This window comes from Algirhabdus cladophorae (assembly GCF_044772865.1).
GTDB lineage: Bacteria > Pseudomonadota > Alphaproteobacteria > Rhodobacterales > Rhodobacteraceae > Algirhabdus > Algirhabdus cladophorae.
This window is the reverse complement of the sequence record NZ_CP173029.1, coordinates 3,002,272-3,014,269: the sequence shown is the minus strand read 5'-3', so window position 1 is coordinate 3,014,269 and position 11,998 is coordinate 3,002,272. Positions and strand designations below refer to the sequence as shown.

The 11,998-nt window shown below is 54.1% G+C and carries 10 protein-coding genes; 2 read left to right on the top strand and 8 right to left on the bottom strand.

Annotated features, from left to right (window positions below; translation table 11 throughout):
* Nucleotides 1-45 precede the first annotated feature (45 nt).
* Nucleotides 46-825: a CmcJ/NvfI family oxidoreductase gene (locus ACIRQ6_RS14495; RefSeq protein WP_420861317.1), complete on the bottom strand. Its 780-nt coding sequence runs from the start codon at nucleotides 823-825 to the stop codon at nucleotides 46-48.
* Between the two features lie 98 nt (nucleotides 826-923).
* Between ACIRQ6_RS14495 and ACIRQ6_RS14490 the strand changes: the two genes are divergently transcribed.
* The gene (locus ACIRQ6_RS14490; RefSeq protein WP_420861316.1) at nucleotides 924-1,835 is read left to right on the top strand and encodes a LysR family transcriptional regulator; all 912 of its coding nucleotides are present in this window, start codon (nucleotides 924-926) and stop codon (nucleotides 1,833-1,835) included.
* A gap of 7 nt (nucleotides 1,836-1,842) precedes the next feature.
* On the opposite strand, the gene ACIRQ6_RS14485 is transcribed toward ACIRQ6_RS14490, so the two are convergent.
* From ACIRQ6_RS14485 to ACIRQ6_RS14470, 4 genes are all read right to left on the bottom strand, one after another.
* Complete coding sequence (locus ACIRQ6_RS14485; RefSeq protein ID WP_420861315.1) at nucleotides 1,843-3,276, bottom strand: hypothetical protein; 1,434 nt, start codon at nucleotides 3,274-3,276, stop codon at nucleotides 1,843-1,845.
* Nucleotides 3,273-4,307 carry a glycosyltransferase gene (locus ACIRQ6_RS14480; RefSeq protein ID WP_420861314.1) on the bottom strand — a complete coding sequence of 345 codons (1,035 nt, stop codon included), beginning with the start codon at nucleotides 4,305-4,307 and terminating at the stop codon, nucleotides 3,273-3,275. The genes ACIRQ6_RS14485 and ACIRQ6_RS14480 overlap by 4 nt, the downstream gene beginning before the upstream one ends.
* Before the next feature lie 6 nt (nucleotides 4,308-4,313).
* Nucleotides 4,314-5,792, bottom strand: coding sequence for an NAD(P)/FAD-dependent oxidoreductase (locus ACIRQ6_RS14475; protein ID WP_420861313.1), 1,479 nt, complete (start codon nucleotides 5,790-5,792; stop codon nucleotides 4,314-4,316).
* Between the two features lie 257 nt (nucleotides 5,793-6,049).
* On the bottom strand, nucleotides 6,050-7,573 hold the full coding sequence (locus ACIRQ6_RS14470) for a glycosyltransferase (RefSeq protein ID WP_420861312.1): 1,524 nt from the start codon (nucleotides 7,571-7,573) through the stop codon (nucleotides 6,050-6,052).
* A 165-nt stretch (nucleotides 7,574-7,738) separates the two neighbouring features.
* Between ACIRQ6_RS14470 and ACIRQ6_RS14465 the strand changes: the two genes are divergently transcribed.
* On the top strand, nucleotides 7,739-8,515 hold the full coding sequence (locus tag ACIRQ6_RS14465; protein ID WP_420861311.1) for a phytanoyl-CoA dioxygenase family protein: 777 nt from the start codon (nucleotides 7,739-7,741) through the stop codon (nucleotides 8,513-8,515).
* On the opposite strand, the gene ACIRQ6_RS14460 is transcribed toward ACIRQ6_RS14465, so the two are convergent.
* From ACIRQ6_RS14460 to ACIRQ6_RS14450, 3 genes are all read right to left on the bottom strand, one after another.
* Nucleotides 8,492-9,469, bottom strand: a complete 978-nt coding sequence (locus tag ACIRQ6_RS14460) for a glycosyltransferase family 2 protein (protein ID WP_420861310.1) — start codon at nucleotides 9,467-9,469, stop codon at nucleotides 8,492-8,494. The two genes, ACIRQ6_RS14465 and ACIRQ6_RS14460, sit on opposite strands and share 24 nt — an antisense overlap.
* Complete coding sequence (locus tag ACIRQ6_RS14455; RefSeq protein ID WP_420861309.1) at nucleotides 9,466-10,854, bottom strand: oligosaccharide flippase family protein; 1,389 nt, start codon at nucleotides 10,852-10,854, stop codon at nucleotides 9,466-9,468. The genes ACIRQ6_RS14460 and ACIRQ6_RS14455 overlap by 4 nt, the downstream gene beginning before the upstream one ends.
* A gap of 116 nt (nucleotides 10,855-10,970) precedes the next feature.
* Complete coding sequence (locus tag ACIRQ6_RS14450) at nucleotides 10,971-11,993, bottom strand: LacI family DNA-binding transcriptional regulator (RefSeq protein WP_420861308.1); 1,023 nt, start codon at nucleotides 11,991-11,993, stop codon at nucleotides 10,971-10,973.
* Between the last annotated feature and the right edge of the window lie 5 nt (nucleotides 11,994-11,998).

The following is an 11,998-nucleotide window of genomic DNA, read 5'->3' as shown; positions in this document are numbered from 1 at the left end:
TATGGCTCCCGAGCTGGGAGAGTGATCTCTAGTTTTGCGGTGATATCAGTAACGAACCAGTGTCCGGCTTTCGATGCTGTGGCGCACTGAGTGAACGGTGGGGTCCTCGACCATGTCCAGTGCGCTGTGGCCAATGGAGGCCCTCCCGCGATTGTCGAAAATGTTGAAATACGCCACTTCATCCGGTGTCATTTTTGATCGGTAAATCCATTGATGATCTGGGTTCGCCGCCAAACCCATAATCTGTCCCTTGCGATCTGGATAAATCAGGTCCAGCAAAATCCAATCTTGCTGTGCCACACTATCCGGAAGAATAAACCCAAGCGGGGCCGAGTTGATCGGAGCGCCGACAGGGCGCCAGACGTTGATAAAAGCGTAGTGGCCCGCAGACCATTCAGCGGCTGTGTCATTGCCAAGGATGTCGATCAGCCGTTGCTTTGCGCCATCCACACTGTAGTCACTGTGTACGTTGCGCGCAGGTTTGCGTACGGCGTCAGGATCATCCTTGCGCACTGTGTGATCAAAAATGATCACCTCTTTGGCGTCTATTTCCCGCGTCAACAAGTCCGTCAGTTCCGCGTCGTAGCTACCGTGCCAGTCCTGTGTTTCGTTAAAGGCGCTGACTTTGCTAGGGTACGTGGCAAAACCGACTGAGGCTTGGTCAAACGTGGTGTCAGGCGCAATCCTGCGTTCATCCATGACCTGCACCGACGTGGGTGCAAGTTCGGGTGAAATAAGGTTGCCCGAAATACCGCCTGCGTCCAGTTCAAACGCTTGGCGTCCGGGTTTGTGCACGTGGTAATTCACGGTTGCAGTCTGGGTCATTACGGCCTCCTGTGCTTGTCTTGCCCTTTGACTTACCACTCCGAAAAAATATAAAAAGGAGGTGAAATGGATAACAGTGTTCCGAAAAAGGATAAAATGTGGATACTCAAAGCCTCCGCCTTTTTGTACTGGCCTGCGAAACACTCAATATAAGTGCCGCTGGGCGCGCACTGGGCATGGCGCCGGCTGTGGCCAGCACACGCATAGCAAAGCTAGAACATTTTGTGGGCGCAGACCTTTTGCACCGATCGACCCGCAAGGTGTCGCTGTCCCTGGAGGGGCAAGATTTTCTACCCTATGCCCGCGAAATGATCGCGCAGGAAGAGGCCGCACTCGCCGCCCTCGGCAAAGGGCGTACGAACATCAATGGGACGTTGCGGTTTGCTGCACCTAGTTCTTTTGCCCAGCTCTATATTGCGCCTTTGGTGCCGAAATTTGTCGACCTTTACCCGCAACTCACTTTGGATTTGCACCTGTCTGATGCGCAATTTGATCTTATTGAAGGCAGCTACGATCTGGCTTTACGCAATTCCGTTCTGGCAGATAGCACCCTGACCGCCCGAAAGCTTGCCGATGACAAACGTCTTTTATGTGCATCGCCCAGCTATTTGGAACGCTTTGGAACCCCACAGACGCCCGCGGAATTACAGTCGCACCGATTGATCGCCTTCCGCGATCTTGAGCCACGCGGCCTTGTGGCATCTAACGGGGCCAAGGGCATTTTTGATCCAAAGCGGGCGGAACAGCGGCTGTTGTTGAACGACGGTTTGAGCCAAAAGAAAATCACCCTTGAAGGGGCAGGGATTTCCATCAATTCTCTGTGGTTGGTGCATGAAAAGCTGGCCGACGGATCGCTCGTACGTGTCCTGCCAAAATATGAGCTGGCGGATAACCCGTCGCTTTGGTTGATCTACCCCAAGAGCAACGTGGTCTCGGCCAAAGTTCGGGTGTTTATGGATTTCCTACTGGAACACATAGGCCGGTCACAAACGTGGAATATTCAGTCTTGAGCCAAGCTTACTGTGGCTTGGCAGGCTGATTGCGGCTGAAATACAAGGCCATCGCCAAAAGGGGAACCAGCCAAGCGATCCGCGATTGATATCGGTCCACTGGCGCAGAAAGCCCGCCAAAAATGGCCGCGTTGCAAATCAGCGCCAGCACCATAAGGATCACCAATTCCCTATCCGGGGATCGTTTTCCGAAACTGCGCAAAAGCAGATACGCCAGCGAGACCACAAAGCAAAGGGTAAGCAGGCGTTTGATCACGTCAAACCGTGCCCGCAACGGCTGGGGTTCATAATCTACGCCACGCCGACGCCCTGCGCTGTCAAACACAGTTGTCTTGGGTTGCGCGAAATTCACGCCCAGTTTCGTCAGTTGCGTCACCATATTCTGGCCAAGAGAGCCGATTTGTTGCAACGGATATTCCTTGAAGGCGGCCCAAAGAATGCTCAGCTCCTGATCCCGGATTTGTTGGTACAAATCAGACGGTGCATGCTCCATGCCGCGTTCGTTCCAAAGCGCGTCACCGACGTTATTGGGGATGTCATCCCCAAACCAAGTGCAGACGGCGTATTGTCGTTCCGCACAGTGTTCCTCTAGGTGCCACAGGGCTGGACCATCTTCGATAGAGCGCGCCAAAAGGATCGGAAACCGGCGCGGGGTCACACTGATCTCGCCAAAGATAGCTGCCCCGATTGCAACATTTCCCCCAATGACAATGGCTAAAGCCCCTAATCCCATCAGCATCCCACGCCGCCCCCTTCTAGACCGCGCGGCGCGCAAGATCAGGGCGCCAAGGATCACCGCGGCAGCGAGTGGAATGTTACCGTAATGCGTGAACGTGGCGAAAACGGCCACGGCACAGAGGATAATCTGGCTTTTCAGATCGAACCGCTCAAATCCGTGGACCAGGATCAACCCAAACAGAACGATGATTGCCCCCAGAACATCGGGCATCAACAAGGATCCAGCAAAGGGCAGGCTGGTGAGTGTCGCCATGACCACAGCCCCGCCAACCAGTGCTATGGCGGACACCTTTGCATTTACGGCTTGGAACATGGCGTACGCAAAGACCAGCACCAGAAAAATCTGTGACCAAATCACGGCATAAAGGCCAAGCGGTGCCACGGCACCGACAAAGGCTACATAGGGCAGCGAACGGATCGAATCCGCCTCCTTGGCGGCGGCGGCAATGCTTTGTCCGACGCCTGATGGTGCGGGCGTTGTGCCGTCCACCGCTGGACTGCTGGCAAAGATATTCGACGCAATCTGCCCCAAGGTTTGCCAAACCCGTTCGCCCTGATCGATGTAGACAAAACTGTCGGATAACAGGAAAGGATTGCCGCTGTGCAACAGCAAGGGCCACGTAAAAAACACGGCCATAAGGCCAACCGCCACGAGGCAGCGCAAACTGCAGATCGTCAGGACCGTATCGTCGCGCAGGCTCATATTGGACGTGTCCCGCTTTTGTCTGCGCCGCTTTTCGAAGTCGCTGCCGCGCTATGGCTGGTTTTTTCGAAAAGCCGGACCTTCAAATACCCAAGCATCGCCGCGATATAGTGCACTGCATGAAAGAAGATCCCCGAAACCATCAGTTGCAATCCACCTGTTTTAAGAAGCAGACGCAGCAACCCTGCATTCAAGCCTAAAAAGGTCGCAAAAGCGGTGGCGCTGACACCGAAAGCCGGGGGAAACCAAATGGCGAACAGAAACGATAGGGCGAAAATTCCGACGCTGGCCGCACTCAACTGATGTCGGCGGCTGAGGTTCATCCCCCCCTGTGATGCGCGCCCGGACATAATTAAACGTGTCCATGGCACCGCGCGATGCCACAAATCGACCTTGAACATGTTCCAAAGCGTCCAGTCCTTTAGGTGCGTCCCCAAAAGTGCTGGATCCAGCACGATATGACCGCCGTTGAGGCGCTGGCCAAGTTCCACATCTTCCATGAAATCCATAGTAATATCGAACCCGCCGACGGCCTCGAATGAGGTGCGACGCACTGCACCCAAACCGGTCCAGAACGTGTTGGAAGAACCGGCGGATTGCTGATGGACATAGTGATGCAAAAGGTTCCGGTACCGGCTGACCAAACGAGGCGCATCAGGGGTAGTGTCATACGAGCCGAACACCGCTGTCAGTGTAGGATCCTGAAAGGCGTGCAGCAAACGGGTTTTGATGTCAGCATGCACGACCACATCTGCATCAACAAAAAGCACGATGTCAGAATGTGTTTCGCGCACTCCGCGATTGCGCGCAGCAGCAGGGCGCATGGGGCGTTCATTGCGCAAGACAGTTACGCCCGTTTGCAATGCCAGCGCCCCGGTATTGTCGGTGGATCCGTCGTCGACAACTGTTATATCGGATGCGTCAAATCCTGCCTCAAACAGCGCGGCGATGTTGCGTGCAATATAGTTTGCGGCCTGATACGCGGGCACAACAACACAAATGCGGGGCAGGGGCTTGGGAGGCTGGGTCATCCAAGCTCACTCCAACGCGAGAACGGGTTTGGGTTTTGGCGGATCGACGACAAATTCCTCATGATAGGATCGTTCGACATTTACATCCCAAACGTCGTGATGGGCGCCCAGAATGTTCTCGGCAGCCAGCATGGCTGACAGCATCGAATGGTCTTGGTTATTGTAGCGATGCAACCCGTTGCGGCCAACGGTTTGAAAGTTCTCAAGGCTTTTGATCCACCCCGAGACTACGTCCAAAGCCTCGCGGTAGGCGCTGTCATAAACAGGATAGGCCTTGCGCTGTCGTATCACTTTGAAATCGACGACTTCTGCGGCTTTGCCCAGTCCCAGCTGTTCAAGCTCTCGGGCGGCCAAATCACGCAAATCAGCGTCGTCAGTCTGCCAAAGATCGCTGGTGTCATCGCAGAAATATTCCATGCCGATAGATGCTGTGTCTTTGTCTGCGACCATTTCGTCTGACCATGCGCGGAAATTCTGGATCCGGGCCACGTTTACCTTGGGCGAGTGAATGTAGATCCAATTATCCGGGAATGGATCGGCGTTTTGCAAGCAGAGCGACACAATAAGAAAGTCCCGATACTTGAGCCTGTTTGCAGCCTCGACCACTTCGGTTGGCGGCGGCGGGTCCATCACATTGATAAGATCGCGCAGGGCCATTGTATTGACGAAATGATCCCCGCTGACGCGCTTGACCTCAGTACTGCCTCCATAGTCCCATGTGCGAACATCGATCCCGGTTATCCGTTGCTCTTCGCGCTTGACGGATATTACCTCGCTTTGCATCTGAACCAAGCCGCCATTGGTCTCGATACAGTCGCGGGTCTTTTCCCACATCATCCCCGGCCCAAGGCGTGGATAATTGAAGCGTTCGATCAGGGATGTCGTGTCATTTGCACCGGAAATTGCATTCCAAACGGCCTTTCCCAAGGATAGATTTTTGATGCGCTGGGCAGCCCAATCCGCGCGGATTTCCTTTGGATCAATGCCCCAGACCTTTTCCGTGTAGCTACGGAAAAAATGCATATAAAGCCGCCCACCAAAGCGGTTCATGACCCATTCTTCAAACGAGTCTTCTACGGGTGAGGGCCTCAAACGCCATTTGGCATAGGACAGTATGATCCGCACAGATTCCCACACACCGATATTCTTGAGGGCGTTGAACAATTTTAACGGATAGTCGTAGTAACGGTCTTTGTAGAATATCCGGCTGAGCCGCTCGACCGAAATAAAATCATCGCCCAACACCTCGTGCCACATCGCCTCAACCTCGGGCAATTTGGTAAAGAACCGATGGCCGCCAATGTCGAACCGGTTTCCGTTATGGAATTCGGTACGTGAAATGCCACCAACCGCATCGGAGGCTTCGTAGACCACGGGTGCTGCATGTGGGTCGAGTTTTTGCAAATGGTAGGCCGCAGTCAGCCCTGCGGGACCGCCGCCCACAATCACCACTGACCGATCATTTCGGTCGTCAAAATCTTTCATAACAATCCTGTCTACGTGACAAAGCTAAAAGTTCAAAATGCACTAAGGGCATAGGGTAGCTGATGTTGAGCACGAATTCACGATGAATCCCCGTCTGCGCGTAATTTCTCTTGATGCGTCGTCTAAAGCCATGATTGACATGGGGAATTCGCTGTCAGCCACCGCGTCGCAATGTACCAAATACTGGCACTCTCAACCTACCACTTTGGGGCGATGCAAATTGGAGGTTTCCTAAGGTGGCCTGCGCCTGCGAAAACCTATTCGACAAAGGCACTCAGCAGCTTGGCCGTCAGTCGGTTTTTGTAGCCAAAAAATTGCAGCAACATCAAACCGATTAATCCACAGCCAACAGACAGAAAGCCGTAAAACAGAGTCGGCAAAACATTGAGTTGGAGCAAGCTAAGAAGGGCCAAAATGGCGCTCACCACGCTGAGCCCCAAGGTGCCATAGACGTAGATCGGGACACGTTGCCGATTATTTGCTGTATGCCCTGAAGAGCCATCCGTCGTGCCGCTTTTGGGGGTAACTTCCCAAGTTTGGACCTTGCCAAACCCCTCCAGTGTTGACTGTGTCATGGGCCACAAAGTGCCCAAGCTGAACAGCAGATAATTCAGTGGCAACAGCCCGATAAAAGGGTGGACCTTCATAGGTTCACGGGCGTGCCGGTCTTCGCCCAGAGTTTTTGTTTCAAAATGACGTAGTGTCAGCCCCATGACCAACGAAAGCGAATAAACCGCAACAGTAAAGCCAAGAAGGCCATTTTGTTTCGCATACATGAAACCCGGAAGCACACCCAGTGTTGCGATTAAGGCGGCGATAGATCCCCACGCTTGGAAAATGCGCATCACAAGGTCTAGCCGGACTTTCAGATCCAGATTCCCGCGCAGGATTGTGCCAGAGTAGTGGCGGATCACCCGCACCCAGCCGCGACGCCACCGCATTTGCTGGCGCAAGTAGCCATTGACGTTCTCGGGCAATTCCGAAGGAACGCGCAGGTGATCAAGGTAGACCAGTTGCCAGCCCAATTCGCTGGCACGAATGGTGGCCTCCAGATCCTCAACCTCGCTGATGCAGGTCCAGCCGCCAGCTGCATCCAAGGCCTCTTTGCGCCACATGCCTGCGGTCCCGTGAAAAATCGCAACCAGCCCCATACGGTCGCGGGCCGTTTGTTCAAACATTTGGTGGGCGTCCAACTTGTTCGCCTGCAGCCGCGTAAACAAGGAATGGTTTTCGTTGGTGTAGTCCCAGCGGGCCTGAACAATGCCAACTTTTGGGTCGGTGAAATAATGAACTGTGCGCTGCAGATAATCCGTGGGAATTATAAAATCAGCGTCAAAAATGGCCAGCAGCTCTCCCGAGGCTCGTTCGGTCCCAAGTTTTAGCGCACCAGCTTTGAACCCTGTCCGGTCAAGACGGCGCAGATACTGAAAATCGATGTCAGGATGGGATAGTTTAAGCGCCTCAAGCGTTTTGAGTGCAAGTTCGGTGGTCTCACCATCGTCACTGTCGTCAATGTATTGCACTTGTAGCTTGTCTGCAGGGTAGTCGATATTTGCGGCTAGGCGCAGAATTTGTTCCGCGAGGCGGCCCTCATTATAGACCGGTAATTGCACTGTGACTTTGGGATATTCCGCCGGTTTGTATTCGTTTTTAGGGGCTGGATCATCACCGCGATGACGGCGATAGGCCAGCACAAGAAACAACTGGTAGAGCGCGGTAAAATTGAGAAACATCATGGCGACAATCACCACGGCATAAAGAAAGAAGCCAAGTACGGCCATAGTCTAGTCCTCAAATGGGCTCAAAACAAAATTGGGGCGATCCTGTCAAAATAGGTGTGTCGTCACGGTGCCCCTACACTGTTCCCGCTATGGTAATTTGTAAAAAGAGTCTAGGCTTGTGCGACGCGGATGCCCGGCCTCGCTTAAACACAAGGAATAACCAGAGTGACATCAGATCTGTGCCAAGCCTATGAAACGCAGGGTTTTTTGAGCCAGAGTTTCGATTTGGCGAACCCTTTTGCGATGGAAGGTCTTGTGGCAGATAGTGCCGCGTTCGAGGCGGAGGTCGCTACACTGCGTGCACAAGGCCGCCGTACCGTGCCCTACCGGATCACCGATGCGATCCGTGCAGTTGCCCATGATGCGGCATTGGTCGAAGTGATGACAACGCTTTTGGGCAGCTCTGATTGGGTCATGTGGGGCTCGAACATTCGAATAGGCACGCCCAATGAGGCGCACCAGTGGCACGTGGATATTGAAAGCGTGCATTGGCCGTCGATCACTGTTGCAGTGGGCGTTAAAGGATGTCGCGAAGAAAACGCGACGCGTGTCATATCGGGCAGCCAAGCAATCCCTGTCGTGACCCTAGAGGCTGTGGATCAAGCCCAAGACGAGGCCGTTTTGCGAGCTGCCAGAACCAAGGGTAAGACAGATGCACAGATCCTGTCACCTCAGGGGTTTGGCGACGGAAAGTTCTTTGTTTTTGACGCCCGAGCGTGGCACGCAGGGGTGCCCAACCAGTCCAACGATCGCTGCATTTTGTTCATGCATTACCAGCGTGCAGATGCCTTGCGGGTTCCGCAAATGAAGGACTACAGCAAAGGCACGTTCTTTCGCCATCCTGCTCCTTTTATCGATGGTACCGGGCGGGCAAATCCAAAGGTTTCGGCCGGTCCCTATGCTAGTCGACTGGAACGGTTAGCGGTGCGCTGGAGGCTTTAAAGCCAGCCGCAGGCGCCGCAGCCCCTGTAACATCAGCCCAACACTGCGCTGACCCCGAGGGGGCAGTAAGCTGGCCAAAGCCAGCACAGTCATAACCCGCGTATTGCTGTCGCGCAGCATCTTTAGGCCTGCAAGTTTCCATGCAGAAGCCATCAAATTCCGAGTGTCTTTGTAATCGCCGTTACTGTGGGCCAGCGATGCTACATATTCGAGTTGGTTCAGCCATGCTTGTGTCTTTATCTGTGACCAAGCCTGCGGGTGCCGGGCCTCTACCCGTGCCGTCACAACTTTCCAGCACGCATGCATCTGCCGCCAGTCGCGCGTGGCTTGGGCAGAGTGGGATCGGTATTGCGACAGAACTTCGGGCACCCCCCAAATCGCAGAAGGCCCCCGTTCGGCAACGCGCAACCAAAGGTCATAGTCTTCGGCCAGTTCAAGCGTTGTATCAAACCCACCTAGCTCCAGAAATGTCGCTGTGCGCATTACAACGCCAGAGGTATGCAGCAGGTTGCGTTGCATCAGCCTGTCAAAGCGATACGCGCTGTTTTGCGGGCGATACATGTAACTGTCTGAGCCATTGATTTGCAGCTGTTGATAGCCCGAAAAACTAAGATCGATCGATGGGTTTTGCGCCATCGCACGAAGGTGTCGGTCCACCATTTCCGGGTGCCACGTATCATCGGCATCCAGAAACCCAATCAACGGGGCCTGTGCTGCTGCGACACCTGCATTGCGGGCGGATGAGACACCTTGAGGCGCCTGTTCGATCAGCCGAACAGGCGGCCCATCCTTCAGTTCGGTGCGAATAACAGTGACGGTATCATCAGTTGAGCCGTCATCGATCACAATAATCTCGATATCGCAGCGGGTCTGGTGTTTGGCGCTGTTGATCGCATCGCGGACAAAAGCACTGGCATTCCTGCAGGGTATTATGACGCTTAACGCAGGCTTCATCGTCGGCTATCCCACAGAAATTCGCGTAGTCGCATCCATGTTGGATGACGCAGGCTGATAATGCAGATCATCCAAATGATTGCTGATGCGAACGCGCCCAGAACAAATTGTGCCGCGTCACCACTGACCCACTGCAGGCTCAGGGTCGCTGCGACAAACGCCAGTGCCGCAACTAAGGCGGAGGTGGCGAAAACCCCCATAACAGTTTTGAAAGAAACGCCTGCAACAGAACATGCCGCGATCAAAGAGACCAATGCTTGAAACCCATAGACCAGCACCACAAGGCGCGCTGCCATATATATGTCAAACGCCCCGGCCACGACCAAGGCTGCTGTTATGGCAATCAAAACGGCAAGGGCCTGCTTGAAAAAGATGGCGTCGCGTTTGCGCGCCAACAAAAAGACACGGCACACATTTGTCACGGGCATCACGATCAAAAAAGCTGATAGAATTTGAAAAAGCGGGACAATTTCCCCCCACTGGCCTCCCAAAAGCAGGCTGGTCACGGGGGCGGCCACAGCAAACAAAACAGCCCCACCGGACCATGACAAAACAGTGATATGCGACAGGGTTTCTGCCACCAGTTCACGAAAGCCTTGGTCACGTTTTTCGATTTCCACGGCATGGGGCATGAGCACTGGCAGAATGGTGTCATTTACCAGCCGGTTTGCCTGACGCAAAATATCAGCCGCGCGGGAATAGAGCCCGACGGCCGCGGGACCAAACGCATGGCCAATGAGCAACGGTTGCAAGGCATATCCAAGGTGTTCGCAAGCCGTCCCCCCAAAGATCAATCGTGCCGCTTTGAAATGTGCCAATTGGTGGAAACGTGGCCGCACAAGGACGCGCCACCGGGATGCAGACAGAACCGCCACTGCATGCACAACCACCGATGCCCCCAGACCAAGGCAAAGCGCGCTTGGGCCTAGACCTGCGACAGCACCACTGCCTGCAACCACCACAAAGGTAATCGAGGCCGTCAGACGGATATAAAATAAGGTCTCGAACCGAAAGTCCCGCTCGAGCATGGCATGGCCGATCCCACCAAAACTGGCCAATGGGACCGTGACCGCCAGCCAAAGCAACCCGTTGGCAACCTCCGGCGACGGAAATATCTGTTTAAGGCCTGCTGCCAGAAGCATGAGCAAAATCGCGATAGACACGCTTGCTGTGCCAACCAAAGCGTTAATTTCTGCAATGATCTCGCGGCTCAGCGTGGGGGCGCGAATAATCAACGGGTGGCTGCCAAATTGGCCCAAGAACTGGCCAAACATATACACAGCACTCACCGCAGCAAAGACGCCGAAATCAGCGGGGCTCAAAAGACGTGCAAGGATCGCGATTCCGGCAATTTCGATCACAAGCGTCGCGCCAAGCTGCGCCATTGTCCAACTGATGGAAGATCCGACTTTCAAGGCACCGCAGCGATCATACTATTTCTATCCTAGCATATGTACCTTGGCGTGCCTGAAAATTCGAGGATTAAACCGGTTCGCGCGGGCTAAAGATTGGTTCGTAAAATAACCTCGACGCGTATCCGTTCTTGCGAGCCTTTGGCCTGCCTGCCGTCCACGTTCGCTTTGAGCTTGCGAACCGCACTGCGCACCAGATGGCCGGGGTTTTGGGCAATGATACCATCCAGATTACCAGATTTTAGCGCGGATTCTGTAAAGGGCGTCCGTTCGTGGGCTATTTTGATCAGGTCAGTGGTGCCGATCAATTCCTGAACCACGGACAGAGGCGGGCGGGCTTCTGACGATAGCACGTATAGCCCGACCAGATCACTATTGTTGCGAAATGCACTTTCGATAATGTCTTGGGCGCGATCTGGGTTGCCGTAGGTCTCCAGCGAGGGCAGGGCGCGCAGATTGGGAAAGTTTTCATTTATCTCGGCATCAAACCCCAACCGCCGTTCAAGACTGTCGCGTGATTGCATGCTTTCAGCGATAATCATGATCGAGCCGCCTGCGCAATTGCTGAACCGGCCAATGAGGTTTGCGGCAGTTGCCCCGGCTGAATGATTGTTCATGCCGACCCAGTGATCTTTCATCGTGGTTTGGTCAGAGATAAACGGAAGGGCTGCAACGCCGCGTTGTTCTAGCCGGTAGATTGCGTCGCGGACCTGCGGGGTCTCTGGCGCCATGATCGCCACGCCACTGGTGGTTTTAGGGTCCAAGCTGGTCAGAAACGCCGCAATACTATGAGGGTCGTTTTCATCAATTTGATGCACGTCACACCACACTAGATCCTCGGCGAATGTGGCACCTGCTTCTTCGATATGGCGAATGATTTCGTCTTTGAATTGGTCTCCTGACCGCGGCAGAGCAAACACAAAACGATATTTCTGGGACTTAGCCAGATTGGCCGCTTGGATATTGCGCACAAATCCCAGTTTGGCGATGGCTTCATTCACACGGGTCACGGTCTTTTCTTTGACCCCGTCACGTCCGTTTAGAACCCGATCAACAGTTGCCCGACTAACGCCAGCTTCTTTTGCAAGATCTTTTGTGGTCGGTCTAAGCATGGTCG